Genomic DNA, 17,636 nt, shown 5'->3' on the forward strand with positions numbered 1-17,636 from the left:
ATTCATACTAAGAGATAATAAAATAGCAGCTACATAGATAAAAAAAATATTTAAGATCATTTTGATACTTCCTTTTTTGATTTTTTAATTAAAAAGTATGAACCAATTGCAAATGTAAAAGAACAAAATATAAAAAATAAATCAAAATAGTTATAGATTGAATCTCTTAATAAAATACTACGTTTATACATTAATATATTTATAATAGGAATTGAAATATACAAAATTGAGATTACAATAAATTGTTCAACCCATGCTTTTTTACTATTTGTTATAAAAGCATGGATATAAGATAACAGCCATACAATAAAAAATACTTTTATTTCTATATGTTCACGATTTAAAGTATCAATGCTAATTATTCTATTTGCAATAAAATAAGCACTAATTGCCATAAATAATCCTGCAATAGTACCAATATTTAATTTATCAACTAAATAAAAACCATAACTTTTTTTCTTTGAATACTTTTTCTTTCTTTTTTCAATCCACAAAATTAAACCTGTCGCTGCTAGAACTATTCCACTTACTCCTGCTATAAAGAAAATAAATCTAATAATAGAATCAGCAAATCTTGCTCTGTGAAGTGCTTCTAAACTTGCATGTGTATTTGATACAATACTAGTTGATTTAAGTGCATTGTTTTTTTCAATTAATTTTGTTGTTTTTGCATCAAAAACTAAAGAGTCTTTATCAAATCTAAGGTTAAATATTGAGTTTACTTTTTTTGGTCTTATTTCTACTATTGTTTCTTTTTCATTATTTATAAAAAAGCTTCCTATATTATTTGGATATATTTTATTTGCTTTATTTAAAATTGAATCAAGATTTTGTTTCGCTATTGTTATTTGTTTTTCTTTTTTATTTGGCATATGCATTTCAACTTGTTTTAGTTTTGCATAATCACTAAAAAATGCTCTAAAATCATTTTGATATATACTATTTAATCCCCAAGGCATTAAAAGTCGCATAAGTAAAACTAATCCAGAATATGTAATCATTATATGAAAAGGAAGTGCTGCAACTGCTGGTAAAATATGTGCATCCATCCATCCTCTTGGATTTGCTTTGTTTCTAAAAGTAAAAATATCTTTGAATATTCTTGTATGAATAATAATTCCAGTTATAATTGCAACAAGCATTGACATTGTAGCAATTCCTACAATCCATCTTCCTACAAATTTTGGCATACTATATAATTCAAAATGAAATCTATATAAAAAATTACCACCTGCTGTTTGTCTAGGATTTAATTCTTTTCCTGTTGTTGCATCGAAGTACTTAACAAATCTTTTATCTCTTTTTGCTTTTTTTTGTTTTTCAGACCATCTTACAGTAATAGTATTTGATCTGCTATTTGGTAGAGTAATTGACAAGTTATCTTTATTTTTTGATAATTCTATTGCCTTTTTTTTGGCTATATCAAAACTTTTATTAGATTCTTTAGAGTATTGAAGTTCAGGTTGCATCCATGTTGTAATTTCATTTCTATAAAATGAAGTTGTTCCCGTTACAAAAATTGCAAATAAAAGCCAACCTACAATTAATCCACTATATGTGTGTAGCCATCTCATTGATTCTTTAAAGCTTTTTTCCATTATTAACCTTTTATTTTTAATACAAAATTATTAATAAAAGCCAAAACTATACAAATACTAATCAATAATAAGGTTGATTTTTTTGCACTTTTACTTCCATATGAATATAAAATTATCGTAAGCCATATAAAAAAAGACAACATTGTTGCAAATAATACAGACTCTGCTTTATTATAAAAAGGAAGAGTCAAACTAATTGTTATTGTAAAAAGTGATGTGATTAAGTACCCAATAAATGTGGCATTAATAAATCTAATGATTTTCATAAAAATTTTCCAAGAATTGAATTTTACTAATTATAATAGTAAAAAATGATTTTAAAATGATATTTTGATAATTAGTATTAAAATTATAATTGAGCGAATTTTAGCACAATAAAATTATAAAAATCTAAAAAAATACATTTTAAATTACTTTTTATACAATATTGAGTATGATTATCATAAATAATTTAATCAAGAGGTATTAATTGTCAAATAACTTAATAACAAATAAAGACTTTAATATTATGATAGTTGAAGATGAGCCAATACTAGCTATGGCAATGGAATTAAATTTGAAAAAAATGGGAATAAATGTAAGTGGAATTATAAATACTCCTGATAATGCAATTATTCATGCACAAAATAATTATCCAGATATTGCAATAATTGATATAAATTTAAATTCAAAAAAAACTGGTATTGATGTAGCTAATTATCTATGGAAGAGTTTTAATATGCCAATTATTTTTTTAACTTCTTATTACAATGATAATATTTTAAATCAAGCAATGGATTGTGAACCATATGCATATTTGATAAAGCCTTGCAGAAATGAAGAATTAAAAGTAGCTATAAACACAGCACTTCATAAACATCAATATTTTTTTAAAAATAAAGAACATCTAATATCTAAAGATAATAATTTTATATATTTAGAAAATAATATGAAATATAATAAAGTTTTGAGTGAGCTTTTTATTGATGATAAATCTTTTAAACTAACAAAAAATGAAAAAAAACTATTTGATGTTCTTACTAAAGATGCAGGAAAAATTGTAAGTTTTAATACAATATTCAATTATATTTGGAGAGAAGATGTATATGATTTGTCAAAGCTTAGATCTTTAATCTATAGACTTAAAAATAAACTTAAATGTAATCCTTTTGAAAGTTTTTATGAAGAGGGATATAAAGTTAAGGTTTTAAAAGAAGATGAGTAATGTATTTAAGTTAAAAACATACTCTTTTGCTACAAAGGTTATTTTCTCTTTTTTATTTATTATTATGATTTTTCTAGCAGCAAGAGCTGTTCTTACAATACCAAAAATACAAGAACAAAATGAAAAAGAGATATTAAATAATATCTCAAAAACTCTAGGTTTGATAAAAAAGCAGTTTAATGTAATAGGTCAATCTTTAAAAATGCAATCAAACTTAGAGATTAATTTATATAAAGAAAAGATAATAAATGAGATAAAAAACATTGAGTTAACTAGTAGTTTAAATAAAAAAGATTTAGTATCTAAAATAGATAAAAGCAAAATTTTCAGTATGTGTTCTTATATAATAACTTTAAAAAATTTAAAGTCTGAAAAAATCAAAAATCAAAACTATTTTTCCTATAACAATATAGAAAATTTTGATTTTTGGATAAATAAAAAAATTGATGAAAATACTTTTTTTTATGCTAAAAAAATAGTATATTTTTATAATCATAAATTTAAAAATACTAACATCATTTTGTCTTTGTCTTGTACTAAAAGAGATTTAAATATAAATCATGGAAATTTTGAGAAAAGTCTAAAAAATAATATATATGCAAATTTATTAGATGATGAAAATTTAGAAAGTGAAAGAACAGCTCTATTTTGGTTAAATCCCAAAGCTTTAGATAAAAAAGATGAGGTTCTTTATGATGTAAAAAAAGATAAATATACTATAAGTAATTTATCAAATGTAAAAAATATACCAACTGGAAAGTTAACACTAAATGATCTTTTAGAAGCAAATGAAAAGACTCCAATTTTACATAAGTTAGATAATAAAGAGGTTTTTACATGGGTTATAAAATTAAGTGAGCGAAAAAATAGATATTTTTTCCTTGTACATACAGTAAACAAAGATGAAATAGACAATAAAAAAGATGCAGGGTTGTCTTTTTTATTAAAAGAGACATTGCTTGCTATTGTTATAAGTCTTTTTATGATTTTATTTTTTTTTAGAAAAGCGTTATTAAATATAAATACAATAACAAAAACAGCTATAAAAGTAAATCAAGGTTATAAAAATATAAGAAGTGGCGTTAAAGGTGAAGATGATATTGGGAATTTAGGTCAAGCTTTTGATTCAATGCTAAACTTTTTTGAAAATAGTATTAAAACTTTAGATATAAAAGTAAAAGAGAAAACAAAAGAGATAAGTAAATCACTAGAAGAAAAAGATTTACTTTTAAAAGAGATACATCATCGAGTAAAAAATAATTTAGCATTAACTATTGGATTAATAGAACTTCAAGAAGAAGAAGTTCAAGATGACAAGACAAAAAAAGCTTTAGTTGATATAAAAGAGAGAATTTTTACTATGGAGTTATTACATAGAAAATTGTATGAATCTCAAAATATTAATTTTGTATCTTTAAAAAATTATGTTGAAGATTTGGTTAATATAATTTCACGCTCTTATAGTAATAACTCTAATAGTGTAGATATAAGTTTACAAGTAGAAGAACTTGAACTAAATATAGAAAAAGCAATGCCTTATGCAATAATATTAAATGAGTTAATTACAAACTCTTTTAAGTATGCATTTAAAGATAATAAAAATCCAAAGTTAAATATAAAAATATCAAAAAACAAAACAAATCTTACAATGATTGTAAAAGATAATGGAGTAGGATTAAATGATGATTTTGAAAATATATCTGATAAAACATTGGGATTAAAACTTATTAATACAATTGTTAGATTTCAACTTTTTGGAGAAGTAAAATATAAGTATGAAGATGGTGCAAAATTTTTAATTACATCAACTTTAGAAGATACATAAGTAAAATAGCTTTTAACCTATATATCTTCTTCTTTGATTCTCTTTTATTTTATCAATTTTTACTAATATAAAACCATCAACACAATCACTAAAATCTGGGTCTATATTAAATCCTAAAAATTCAACACCTCCATCTTCACAAATTTCTGCATATTGTTTGAATAAAGTAGGTACTGCAACACCCATTGTATTAAGAGAAGATTTTAATATCTTAAAATCTTTTTTTCTATCATTCATAAAAAATATCTCTTTTAAGTCTTGAACGTTTGAAGAGTACTGATATGGAATTCTAGATTCAATCATATTCTTTCCTAAAAAATAATGTGAATAATAAAAAATTAACATATCTTTTGCAACTTTTGGAAAAGAACCTGATATTGTAACTGGTCCAAACATATATTTTATATGCGGATTTTTTCTTAAGTATGCACCAATTCCATACCATAAGTAATCCAAGGCTCTTGTTCCCCAATATTTTGGTTGAACAAAACTTCTACCAAGTTCAATGGAGTTTTTTAAATAAAAAGAAAAATCGTTATGATATTTAAATAAACTATTTGAATAAAAGCCTTTTATTCCAATATTTTTATTAATAAAATCACCATCTCCAATTCTATATGCACCAACTATTTCTAAATCATTATCATCCCAAAGAATTATATGTCTATAATAAATATCATATTTATCCGTATCTCTTTTTTTATTTATTCCTTCACCTACTTTTCTAAAGCTAAGTTCTCTTAACCGTCCTAACTCTTTTAAAACAGTTGAATCATCATGATAATCATAAAGATATATCTTTTTACCATCCTTTGTTTCTCCAATTTGTTCTGAGTTTTTTAATTCAGAAATTAATTCTTTTCTATTTTGCGGATGTGCAATTGCTTTTTGTGTAATAAAAAATGATTTTTTGCCTTTTTTTAAAGCATATAAATGTTTTTTATATAAATTTATAAGATATTTTTTATTTATACCTTTTGGTTTTATATGTTCATTTGAAATTATTTCACCAATTTTTATATTTATATTTTTAGATTTATTTTTAAACATTTCATGTGATAAAAGTAGAGTTGAAAATGTTTTATTTATTACTGACATTGTATAAAAAGTTTTTGAGTTTTTTCCATCTATTAATATGGGTAAAATAGGAGCATTTGAGTTTATTGCAAAGTTTAAAAAACCTTTATTCCATATTGGATCTATTATACCTTTTGCACTTGCACGACTTACTTCACCAGCTGGAAATATAATAATTGCCTCTTCATTATTTAGTGCTTTATATACAGCTTTTATGTCATTTTTTGATTGTCTCATTTTATAATTATCTATTGGAATCATAAGTGGTTTTAGTGCATCAATTCCAACTAAAAAATCATTTGCAACTATTTTTACATCATGTCTTATACTGCCAATTAATCTTAATAAACAAAGTGCATCTAGCCCACCTAAAGGATGGTTTGCAATGATTACAACTTTTCCTGTTGTAGGAATGTTTTGCATATTATTACTTGAAACCGTATAATCAAAATCAAAATAGTCTAACACAGCATCAACAAATTCAAAACCTGTTAAGTGAGCATTTTTTTCTAAAAAGTCATTTATGTGTTCTTCATGTACAATTTTTTTTGCAATTGCTAAAATTGATTTATTTAAAAAGTTACCGTTTTTAGTGATTTTGGGAAACTTTTTTATAATTTCTTCTTCTACATTTACCATTACAATCCTTTGAAGAAAGTTTAATTAATCACAGTTACATTTAAGTTACAAAAGGTTACTTTTCTTTTTTTTGATGAAAAATATGCTAAAATCTCGCAAAATATAAGAAAGGTCATAAATGAATAAATCAATAATTTCAAATTTTTTAACTTTTATATTAATTATTATTGGTTATTTGATTGATAATAATGTTGTATTAATGGTTGGACTATTTGCATTTAGTGGAGCAATAACGAATGCTATTGCTGTGCATATGTTATTTGAGAAGGTACCTTTTTTATATGGAAGTGGTGTTGTTGAAAGTAGATTTGAAGATTTTAAATCTGCAATACATTCACTTATGATGAATGAGTTTTTTACAAAAGATAATTTAAATAAATTCTTTGAAGAGGAAGTTAGTAGTGATAAATCAAATTTTGATTTATCACTAATATTGCAAAAGACTGATTTTACACCTGCATTTGATTCTTTAAAAGAAGCAGTTATGAACTCTTCTTTTGGTGGAATGTTAGGAATGTTTGGTGGAGAGCAGGCTTTAGAACCTCTAAAAGAACCTTTTGTTGAAAAACTTCAAGGTGCAATTATAAATATCTCAAAAAATGAGACTTTTCAAAATGCATTACATCAAAGTTTAAAAAACAAAGATGTAACTGATGATATTTATGAGAAAGTAAGTAATATAGTTAATAAACGATTAGATGAACTAACTCCTAAGATGGTTAAACAAATAGTTCAAAAAATGATAAAAGAACATTTAGGCTGGTTAGTAGTCTGGGGTGCTGTCTTTGGTGGTGCTATAGGATTTATTACAACTATAATAGTAGGATAAAATATAATGGAAGAACAAGAAGAATTAGAAGTATTAGTGGTATTAGAACTTGAAGGACTAAAAGACCAAGAAGTTTTTGAAAAACATGTTATAAAAGAGGGATTCAAAATCGTTGAAGGTGAAAAATATGCATACTCAGGAAAAAGTACAACTGGTACATTTGGTACAAAAGCATTTATTTTAGAAATCTTCAGAAAAGGATTGTTAAAATCTGGTTTTGATGATTGTGGTATGATTTTCCAAATAGGTGATTTACCATGGCAAGCTTATAAGTTTGATAAAAATACAAATGACTTTGAAAAAGTACAATAATTAATGAAAAACATCTTCGATTTTTTTTCAAAAAAGAATGACTGCCAATTACTAATCGTAAATGATGATAAACAAGCACAAGTAGCTTCAGACATAGTTTCATACTATGGGTATGAAGCTTTTGTGTTAGCAGATTTTAGAGCAAATTTTGGTGATGATTTATTATCCTTTAGTGAAGAGTTACAAGATATAACAAAATCATTAAATAATTTTTATAACTATAAAAAACAAAATAAGATATTAATCTCACCAATTAGAACAATCTCATACTCTATGCCAAAAGCAAAGTGCTTTGATACATTTACTGTAAACTTTGCAGATAGATTAAATATAGAAGAATTTAAATCAAAACTTTACAATTGGGGATATTACTTTGTAGATATTGTAACATCTCAATCAGAAGTATCCTTTAGAGGGGATATTATTGATATTTGCCCATTAGGAAGTGATTTTGGATATAGAATTTCACTTTTTGATGATGAAGTTGAAAGTATTCGAAAATTTGATATTGAAGATCAAAAATCTTTTAAAGAAGAGATTGAAAGTTTTGATATAAGTCCTGCTTTTTTAGCACTTGATGAAGCAACTTTTGAAGAGTTAAATGAAGAGGTTCAACATGTAGAATCTGATGCTTTTATAAAAGATATTCACTCTTTAGGATTTTGGTATTTAAATGATTTAGGTGAGTATCTTCCTTCAAATATGAATAGTTATATAACATATGAAGCTTTAGATGAATTAAATGAAGTTTATGTTTTTGAAGAGAAAAGATTAGAAAAACAGAAGTTTTTACAAACACCAATTATTCCTAAATCAAAAAATTACAAAGAGGTTGATGTTGCAAATGTTCGTGATTTTTTAACATTTCATGAAGATAAAAAAATAACAATAATTTCTACAAGCGAAGCTAAAATAAAAGGTTTTGATTTAGATTTAAATAATGAAAAAATCAACTATATAATAAAACCATATATTATAAATTTAGTTAGCGATAAAGAGGTTATAATCTCTTTAAATAAAGAGGTTAAAAAAAGAAGAAAAAAAAGAGTAAAACTAGTTCTTGATGAATTACAAGAGGGTGATTTTGTAGTTCATGAAAAACATGGTATTGGTAAATATAATGGAATAGAACCAGTAACTGTAATGGGCGCAAAAAGAGATTTTGTTGTTGTTTTATATGCTGGTGATGATAAATTACTAATTCCTGTTGAAAACCTTGACTTAATTGATAGGTATGTTGCAGATGGGAGCTCTTATGCTGTTGTTGATAAGTTAGGAAAAGGAAGTTTTGCCAAATTAAAGCAAAAAGTAAAAGATAAGCTTTTTGCAATTGCAAATGATATTATAAAAATTGCAGCAGCAAGAGAGTTAATCAATGGTATAAAAATTAATACTGATAAACAACTTTTAATAGATTTCCAGAAAAAATCAGGGTTTGAATATACAAAAGATCAAACTAGAAGTATTAGAGAAATCTTTAATGATTTAAGTAGCGGAAAAGTAATGGATAGACTACTTTCTGGTGATGTTGGTTTTGGTAAAACTGAAGTTGCTATGAATGCTTTATTAGCAACACTTTTAGATGGATATCAAGCTATTTTTGTATGTCCTACTACACTTCTTTCAACACAACATTATCACAGTATGGAAAAACGATTTAAAGATTACGGTATAAAAATGGCTAGGCTTGATGGAAAATCTACTACAAAAGAGAAAAACCATACTAAAAAAGGCCTAGAAAGTGGAGAGATTCAATTAGTGGTTGGAACACACTCTTTACTTGGAGTAAAAACAAATAATCTTGCATTAGTTGTAATTGATGAAGAACATAAATTTGGTGTAAAACAAAAAGAAAAATTAAAAGCATTAAGAGAAGATGTACATATATTCTCAATGAGTGCAACACCAATTCCAAGAACTTTAAATCTTGCACTTAGTAAATTAAAAGGAATGAGTAGTTTACTTACTCCTCCCCATGAAAGACTTGGAGTTAGAACTTATGTAAAAGAGTTTAGTGAAAAACTTATTAAAGAGATTATTTTAAGAGAAAAAAGAAGGGGTGGACAACTTTTTTATGTTCATAACAATATTGCTTCAATTGAAGCTAAAAAGAGTGATATTGAGCAAATTGTTCCAAATATAAAAGTAGAAGTAATTCACTCAAAAATAAAACCTGCTGATGCAGAAAAAATAATTGATGCTTTTGAAAATAAAGAGTTTGATGTTCTTTTAGCTACTTCAATTGTAGAATCTGGTCTTCACTTACCAAATGCAAACTCAATAATTATTGATGGTGCAGATAGATTTGGTATTGCAGATTTACATCAATTAAGAGGAAGAGTAGGGCGAAGTGACAAAGAAGGTTTTTGTTATTATGTTGTGGAAGATAAAAAGACAATTACAAGTGATGCTATAAAAAGATTAGTTGCTTTAGAATCAAACTCATATTTAGGAAGTGGAACAGCATTAGCTCATCAAGACTTAGAAATAAGAGGTGGTGGAAATATTGTTGGTGAAGCTCAAAGTGGTCATATTAAACAAATAGGTTATGGACTATACTTAAAAATGCTAGAAGATGCATTAGCAACTTTAAGTGGTGAAACAAAAGAAGAGAATAAAAATGTAGATATTAAACTTGCTATTAGTGCATTTATTTCAAGTGATTATATAAGTGAAGATAGAGTAAGACTTGAATTATATAGAAGATTGAGTAAATCAACTAGCAAAGAAGAAGTTTATACTATTGAAGAAGAGATGGAAGATAGATTTGGTAAACCAGATATTCCAACAAAACAGTTCTTAGAGTTAATTCTTATCAAAATTTATGCAATAAGTAAAAATATTAGACAAATAAGTTCTTATGAAATGAATATAACATTTATTAAAAATGATGATTCAAAACAGAGTATAAAATCACCAAGCAAAGATGATGATGATATTATTGCAGCAACATTGAAATATTTGAGAAAATAAAATAAATAATAAAAGAGAAAGAGGGAGAACTTTCTCTTTTAAAGGAAGAAAACATTGAGTCCTAATATGTTTTTCAGCCGTAATTATAAATAACACAAGTGTATAAAAAGTGGGTTTAATTACTTTTTTTATTTAAATTTCCAAAATTTCATTAATCATTCCAAAATACCATGCTTTTGCAGCATCTGCAACATCTTTTGAAATATCAGAAATCTCATAATTTGCAATAAAAGTATTAGTATATTCGTAGCTATGAGTAATACTTACAGCTTCATTTTTATTTACCATTGAATAACAAACATTTCCAGGCATATTATTTTTGTAATCAAATTTTTGTTTTTTTAATCTACTTATTATCTCTTCTGCAACTATATATCCACAAGAGTTTGCCATTTGTGCAGATTTGGCAAAAGCATATTCGCCTTGTGCATCACCTAGTATATAAACTCTATCATCACTTATTGATCTAAAAGTTGGTTTCTTAAGTCTTGCCCAACCTGATTCATTGACAGCAAAACCTGAGTTTTTAATAAGGCTGTTAGCTTCATTTGGAGGAATTATATTAGCTTGTTCAAATGATATTTTTTTATCAAGGTATTCTAACTCTTTTTCATCAAAATTTTTATATATAATCTCTTTTTTTTCAAAATCTATATCTTTAAAACTACTGTATGGTTTATAAATAATAGTATTTTTATAAAACTGTTTAAATGCTTTTAAAAATTTATAAGGTTTTGCTGCTGGTTTATCCCTTGGATCAAGAATAATTACTTTTGCATCAATTTTATGAGTTTGAAAATAGTTTGCAATCATACAAGCTCTTTCATAAGGTCCAGGTGGGCATCTATAAGCTCCATTTGGAATTGAAATGATAAAGTTACCACTATTGAAATTTTTAACTATTCTTTTTAAAGCTAAGTGTTCATTTCCTGGAATTAGTGCTGCTGGAGTTTGAACTTTACACTTTTTAATTTTATTTTCATCTTTTAAAATTTTTTTGTAATTGTATTGTATTCCCAATGCTAAAATTAAGTAATCATATTTAATTATATTTTCTGTAGTGTATACTAATTTTTTATCTTTATCTATTTTAATAATTGTTTCATTTATAAAGTTGAATCTGTTTTTTTCTACTGTTTTATAATAATCATAATTTAAATCTTCATAACTTATGTTTTTTACATCACCTATCCACAAATTTGAAAAAGGGCAAGAAGAAAAGTTTTCATTTTTCTCAATTAATGTAACATCTAAATTTTTGTCTAATTGCTTTAGCCTTTTAGCACAAGTAAGCCCAGAAAAACCACCTCCACAGATAACTATTTTACTTTTTTTAATATTTTCATTAATTAAATAAGCATTTATTTTTGTAGTTGTTAATATTGAAGCTGCAAATAGTGAGTATTTAAAAAAGTCTCTTCTTATCATAATCTCTCCAATTGTTTTTTTTATTTTAACTAAAATTTATATTTATAATAATAAAAATTAATAAATCTTTTTAATATTATTTTAAACTCATTAATATTTGTTAATAATGAGTTTATATGTTGTTAAAGACTCTACTTTATAATTTTCATATATAAAAATTAGGAGTTAAAATGAAAACAAAATTATTATCAGGGGTATTAGCAACTGCACTTTTAACAACAGGTTTATTTGCATATCAAAATAATGGTGATAGAAATTGTCAATTTTCAAATGATAAAAAGATGTATAAAAAGCATATGATGAGAAAATCAAATTACAAAAAATTTGGAATTATGAGTGTTGTTAAACAGTTAAATTTAACAGCAGATCAAAAAATGAAAATTGCAAAAGTAGTAAGAACAAATAAGGGTAAAATGCAAACGATTAATGATGCTTTTACAAAAAAAGAGTTTGATAAAAATAAATTTATAGAAATTCTTTCTTCTAAAAGAGAGAATATGATAAAATTGAAAGCACAAATGGTTGCAGATATTTATGATGTATTAACTAATGAGCAAAAAGAACAATTTAAAGTATTGTTGGATTTAAAAACTAGTAAATTTAAAGGATAATCTTTGATAAAAATTGCGATGGTTGAAGATGATATTCAACTAGCTGAATTATTAATTCAATATCTTAAAAAGTTCAATATAGAAGTTGTAAATTTTGAAGAGCCTTTTTTGGCTCTTTCAAGTTTAAGAATTCATAAATTTGACTTATTGATATTAGACTTAACACTTCCTGGTATGGATGGACTTGATGTATGTAAAGAAGTTGTTGAAAAATATAATATTCCAATTATAATTTCTAGTGCAAGAAGTGATATTACTGATAAAGTAACAGCATTGCAAATTGGAGCAGATGATTATCTGCCAAAACCTTATGACCCAAGAGAATTAGAAGTAAGAATAAAAACTATTTTAAGAAGATATAATAAAAATACAGAAGATACAGAAGATACTAAAAAGAAAATATTTAATTTAGACAAAGAAAAAAGAGAGATTACAAAAAAAGGTCAATATATTAAATTAACAGCAGCTGAGTATGAAGTTTTATCTTTATTAATAAAAAGAGAAGGATTTATTGTTACAAGAGAGGAGATTTTTGATAATTCTGATTTATTAAATCATGATTATGAGAATTCAGGCTCATTGGCAGTTATCATAAATAGAATAAGACAAAAAATTGAAGATAATTCAAAAGATCCAAAGTATCTTCAAACAATTAGAGGGATGGGATATAAATTTATACAATGAATAGACAATCAATATTTTTTACAATAACAGTAAGCTTTATAATTTCAATTATTTTAGTAATTGCAAGTTTTACAATTTTAATGACACATAATTATAAAAATATAGAAGAACAACTAATAGAAAAGTATGTTCCTATTATTAAAATGGTAATAAGACAACACCATAGAGGTGGAATAAATGAGGACTTTTTAAAAACATTAGAAGAGATTAATTATAGTCTTGTATCTAAAAAAAGAATGAATGCAATTACATATAATCCTAAAACTAAAGTTTTAGTTGAAAGAAAAAATCCTTCTGGTCAAAATATTTTAAGAATATTAAAACTAAAAGATAAAAATTACATATATATGAAAAAAAAGCATGAAATGCTACTTATTAAAGATAAAGCTACACATAATAATTTCACGCATATATATATAATCTTAGTTTTTTTAATCGTTATTATTACAACAATATTAATGTATTTAATTACACTTAGAAAACTTATGCCTCTTAAAATATTAAAAGATAAAGTTAAAACATTAGGTGATGAAAATTTTGATTTTGAGTGTTGTAATACAAATAGAAAAGATGAAGTTTCTCTTCTTGCTTTGGAATTCAAAAACACTGCAAAAAAATTGAAAAATATAAAAGAAGCAAGAAATGTTTTTATTAGAAATATTATGCATGAATTAAAAACACCAATTACAAAAGGTAAGTTTTTAGTAGAAATTGAAAATAATGAACAAAATGATGAAAAACTAAGAGAAGTATTTAATAGATTAGAGTCTTTAATAAATGAATTTGCATCAATCGAAGAATTGATATCTTCAAGTAAAAATATTGAAAAAAACTACTATTATATCGATGACATTGTAGATAATGCAAAAGATATTCTTATGATTGAAGATGAAAAAGTAGAACATAAATATGAAAATAAAAAAGTGCATATTAATTATAAACTTTTTTCAATTGCAGTTAAAAATTTAATTGATAATGCAATTAAATATTCATCAGATAAAAAAGTAATAATAAAATCTGATCAAGAAGATATTATTTTTGAAAACAAAGGTGAAAAACTCAAATATGATTTAACTTCATATTATGAGCCATTTTTTGCATCAGAAGATACACCAACTGATTCTTTTGGTTTAGGTTTATATATTATTCATAATATTCTAAAAGCAAATAATTATATCTTACAGTATTCTTATAGCAATGGAATAAATACATTTAGATGTAAAAAGGAAATAACATCTACGAAATAGCAATTATTGGTGCTGGAGCTAGTGGTCTTATGCTTGCAAGCCAACTAAAAAATAAAGATGTTTGTTTAATTGAGACAAATAGTAAAATAGGACAAAAAATAAAAGTTAGTGGTGGAGCTAAATGTAATATTACGAATAATTTAGTAACTTGTGATAATTATTTAGGGAATAAAGAATTTGTTAAAAAAGTTTTAAAAAACTTTACAAATGAACAGTTACTTGCTTTTTTAAATAAAAATGGTGTTTATCCTAAAATAAACCCGAAATTAGTAAAAGGAACATATTTTTGTAATAGCTCTTCTGATGTTATTGAAATGTTTACAAAACTTACAACTCATATAAAAAAATATTTGAATACAAAAGTAATTGATGTTGATTATGATGAGGTATTTACTATAAAAACTGATACAAAAAGTATAAAAGCGAAAAAACTTGTTGTTGCAAGTGGCGCTTTATCTTATGCTAGTTTAGGTGCTAGTTCTATTGCTTTTGATATTGCTTCAAAATTTGGACATACTGTTACAATCTTAAATCCAGCACTTGTAGGTTTTACTGTTCAAAAAGATCAATTTTGGTTCAAAAAACTTAGCGGTTTATCAATTATGGCAAAAGCGAAGGTTGAAGGAAAATCTTTTTACGGATCTTTGTTATTTGCACATAAAGGATGCTCTGGACCTATTATTTTAAATAGTTCTTTATATTGGAAAAAAGGAAAAATGAGTTTTGATTTTTTACCAGGTAAAAAAGTAAAAAAGCTTTTGAGTGGAAATGCATTAATTAGTTCAAGATTACCTTTACCAAAAAGATTTGTTCAAGAGTTTTTAACTTCAATAGAACTTGAAGATAAACCTTGTAACAAGCTAAATAAAGATGAAATTGAAAAGTTAGAAACTATACATAACTATGAATTTGCACCAGCTGGTAATTTTGGTTTTACAAAAGCTGAAGTTACAAAAGGTGGAATTAGTACAGATGAAATAGATGTTGATTCTATGCAGAGTTTAAAAGTTAAGAATCTATATTTTTTAGGTGAATGCTTAGATGTTACAGGTGAACTTGGAGGATATAATTTTCAGTTTGCTTTTTCTAGTGCTATGAGTTGTGCTAAAAAAATATAATATTAAGTTAGTAACTTTTGTTACTAACTTAATAAATGAATAAAATGCATATGTTTTTGGTAGTGATCAACAATATCATTTCTGATGCCATCTTTTGACCATCCCATAATATCATAGTCTTGACCACCTTCAATTAAGTGAATTACGGCACAATAATATAATTCATCTTCTGTTCTTTCGTCATCGGCTTTTTCTTCAACTGCAAAACTAGGTTTTACTCTAGCTACTATTTTTATTTTATAAATAAAGTTTTTATTTTCGCCAAAGTTACCTTCTTCTCCTAAATTAACTGTAAGAGATACGCCTTCTTGTGTTTCTGTAACAGCAACATCAAGTTCATGTTTTTTTAACTCATCTGCAACATCAGTTAATGCAGGTTTAGCAACTTTTTGAATAAACCTTTTAACATTACTTTTTGATGGATAATCAATAATATTACTAAGTCTTGTATCCCAATCTGCATTATTATTTGTTGTTGTCATTTGAGTTCCAGTATATTGAAGACTCTCTTTTTTTGCTATATCAACTCTTAATGCTTTAATTAATCCATAACAAGCTACTAATAATACAATAGAAAATGGTAAGGCACTAGCAATTGTCATGGTTTGTAATGCACTAAGACCACCTGCTAAAATTAGAATTGAAGCAATAACACCTTCACCCACAGCCCAATAAACTCTTTGCCATATTGGTGTATCATCATTACCATTTGAACAAAGCATATCAATAACCATTGAACCAGAGTCTGAAGATGTAACAAAAAATACAATAACCATTACAGTTGCAACAATTGAAGTTAATCCACTAAAACTAAAGTGTTCTAAAAAGGCGAATATTGCAATAGGAACATTATTTTTTACTACTTCTCCAAATGCAGTAAATCCATCATTTAAAATTAAACTAATTGCAGAGTTACCAAAGAAAGTCATCCACATTAAAGTAAAACCTGTTGGAACTAATAATACTCCAAGTGTAAATTCTCTAATTGTTCTACCTCTACTAATTCTTGCAATGAATAGTCCAACAAATGGTGACCAAGAAATCCACCAAGCCCAATATAAAATAGTCCATCCCCCAAGCCAATCGGTCTTTTGATAGGCAAATAGATTAAATGTACTTTTTAATAAATTTGAAGCATAATCTCCAACATTTTGAACATAAGCTTGAAGTAAGAAAATAGTATTCCCTGCAACTAGAACAAAGAGTAAAAGAAGTACTGCTAAAACAAGATTTATTTCTGATAATATCTTGATACCTTTATCAAGTCCTGTTGTAACAGAAAGAGTTGCAAGTCCTGTTACTGCTATAATTAATATAACTTGAGATGTTGTATTAACAGGGACATCCCATAAGTAATTTAATCCTGTGTTTACTTGTAAAACACCATATCCAAGTGAAGTTGCAACACCAAATAAAGTACCAATAACTGCAAAAATATCAACTGCATGACCAATTGGACCATAAATTTTGTCTCCAATTAAAGGATACAGTGCTGATCTTAAAGTTAATGGTAAATTGTGTCTATAACTAAAAAAAGCAAGGATAATTGCAACAATTGCATAAATTGCCCATGCGTGTAAACCCCAGTGAAAGAATGTAATTCTTAAAGCTTCTTTTGCTGATTCAATAGTACTTCCATCTCCAATAGGTGGATTTAAAAAGTGCATTACTGGTTCTGCTACACCAAAAAACATTAAACCAATACCCATACCAGCAGAAAATAACATAGCAAACCAAGATAAATAAGAATAATCAGCTGTAGAGTGATCAGGTCCTAATTTAATATCTCCATATTTTGATAAAGCTAGATAGAAAACAGTAATTAAAATAATTGCCACCGTTAATACATAAAACCAGCTACCATTTTGTACAATTACATCTTGTAATTTTTTAAAAAAATCATCAGCAACTTTTGGTAATATCGCTGCAAAAAGAGATAATACGATAATGATTGCTGATGAGATAAAAAAAACATGTTTGTTAAGTTTTGAACTCATCTTTATCCTTTAATTAATTTTACATAATGTAAATTAAACTGCAGTAATTTTACACTTTTTTTCTTAATCTTAAATTCAATCAATTTTTTTAGAA

At 25.6% G+C, this 17,636-nt stretch carries 14 protein-coding genes; 9 read left to right on the plus strand and 5 right to left on the minus strand.

What is annotated here, in order from left to right:
• Positions 1-56 precede the first annotated feature (56 nt).
• On the minus strand, positions 57-1,598 hold the full coding sequence (locus CRU93_RS06790; protein WP_129103435.1) for a PepSY domain-containing protein: 1,542 nt from the start codon (positions 1,596-1,598) through the stop codon (positions 57-59).
• Between the two features lie 2 nt (positions 1,599-1,600).
• Positions 1,601-1,864 (minus strand): hypothetical protein, encoded by a 264-nt coding sequence (locus CRU93_RS06795; RefSeq protein ID WP_129103436.1) that lies wholly within the window; start codon positions 1,862-1,864, stop codon positions 1,601-1,603.
• A 203-nt stretch (positions 1,865-2,067) separates the two neighbouring features.
• Here CRU93_RS06795 and CRU93_RS06800 point away from each other — a divergent pair, with 203 nt between their 5' ends.
• Complete coding sequence (locus CRU93_RS06800; protein WP_129103437.1) at positions 2,068-2,802, plus strand: response regulator; 735 nt, start codon at positions 2,068-2,070, stop codon at positions 2,800-2,802.
• The gene (locus tag CRU93_RS06805) at positions 2,795-4,627 is read left to right on the plus strand and encodes a histidine kinase dimerization/phosphoacceptor domain -containing protein (RefSeq protein ID WP_129103438.1); all 1,833 of its coding nucleotides are present in this window, start codon (positions 2,795-2,797) and stop codon (positions 4,625-4,627) included. Before CRU93_RS06800 ends, CRU93_RS06805 begins: the two co-directional genes overlap by 8 nt.
• Positions 4,628-4,639: 12 nt before the next feature.
• Here the strand turns inward: CRU93_RS06805 and CRU93_RS06810 are convergent, their stop codons facing one another.
• A complete protein-coding gene (locus CRU93_RS06810; protein ID WP_129103439.1) occupies positions 4,640-6,343 on the minus strand; it encodes a lysophospholipid acyltransferase family protein in 1,704 nt (567 codons plus the stop codon).
• A gap of 118 nt (positions 6,344-6,461) precedes the next feature.
• Between CRU93_RS06810 and CRU93_RS06815 the strand changes: the two genes are divergently transcribed.
• From CRU93_RS06815 to mfd, 3 genes are read left to right on the plus strand one after another with little or no spacing between them, the layout of a single operon-like run.
• Entirely contained in the window at positions 6,462-7,172 is a 711-nt protein-coding gene (locus CRU93_RS06815) for a DUF445 domain-containing protein (protein WP_129103440.1), read from the plus strand.
• A gap of 6 nt (positions 7,173-7,178) precedes the next feature.
• On the plus strand, positions 7,179-7,484 hold the full coding sequence (locus CRU93_RS06820) for a hypothetical protein (protein ID WP_129103441.1): 306 nt from the start codon (positions 7,179-7,181) through the stop codon (positions 7,482-7,484).
• A 3-nt stretch (positions 7,485-7,487) separates the two neighbouring features.
• Positions 7,488-10,457 (plus strand): transcription-repair coupling factor, encoded by a 2,970-nt coding sequence (gene mfd, locus CRU93_RS06825; protein ID WP_129103442.1) that lies wholly within the window; start codon positions 7,488-7,490, stop codon positions 10,455-10,457.
• Positions 10,458-10,589: 132 nt separating this feature from the next.
• On the opposite strand, the gene CRU93_RS06830 is transcribed toward mfd, so the two are convergent.
• Complete coding sequence (locus tag CRU93_RS06830) at positions 10,590-11,885, minus strand: FAD-dependent oxidoreductase (RefSeq protein ID WP_129103443.1); 1,296 nt, start codon at positions 11,883-11,885, stop codon at positions 10,590-10,592.
• 170 nt (positions 11,886-12,055) lie between these two features.
• Here CRU93_RS06830 and CRU93_RS06835 point away from each other — a divergent pair, with 170 nt between their 5' ends.
• From CRU93_RS06835 to CRU93_RS06850, 4 genes are read left to right on the plus strand one after another with little or no spacing between them, the layout of a single operon-like run.
• Positions 12,056-12,496, plus strand: coding sequence for a Spy/CpxP family protein refolding chaperone (locus CRU93_RS06835; protein ID WP_129103444.1), 441 nt, complete (start codon positions 12,056-12,058; stop codon positions 12,494-12,496).
• Positions 12,497-12,499: 3 nt separating this feature from the next.
• Positions 12,500-13,180 carry a response regulator transcription factor gene (locus tag CRU93_RS06840; RefSeq protein WP_129103445.1) on the plus strand — a complete coding sequence of 227 codons (681 nt, stop codon included), beginning with the start codon at positions 12,500-12,502 and terminating at the stop codon, positions 13,178-13,180.
• Complete coding sequence (locus CRU93_RS06845; protein WP_129103446.1) at positions 13,177-14,427, plus strand: ArsS family sensor histidine kinase; 1,251 nt, start codon at positions 13,177-13,179, stop codon at positions 14,425-14,427. The genes CRU93_RS06840 and CRU93_RS06845 overlap by 4 nt, the downstream gene beginning before the upstream one ends.
• A 29-nt stretch (positions 14,428-14,456) precedes the next feature.
• On the plus strand, positions 14,457-15,545 hold the full coding sequence (locus CRU93_RS06850; RefSeq protein ID WP_258238855.1) for an aminoacetone oxidase family FAD-binding enzyme: 1,089 nt from the start codon (positions 14,457-14,459) through the stop codon (positions 15,543-15,545).
• A gap of 23 nt (positions 15,546-15,568) precedes the next feature.
• On the opposite strand, the gene CRU93_RS06855 is transcribed toward CRU93_RS06850, so the two are convergent.
• Positions 15,569-17,542 (minus strand): choline BCCT transporter BetT, encoded by a 1,974-nt coding sequence (locus CRU93_RS06855; protein WP_129103448.1) that lies wholly within the window; start codon positions 17,540-17,542, stop codon positions 15,569-15,571.
• Positions 17,543-17,636: the final 94 nt, after the last annotated feature.

It is taken from the genome of Arcobacter sp. CECT 8985, from assembly GCF_004116495.1.
Lineage (GTDB): Bacteria > Campylobacterota > Campylobacteria > Campylobacterales > Arcobacteraceae > Malaciobacter.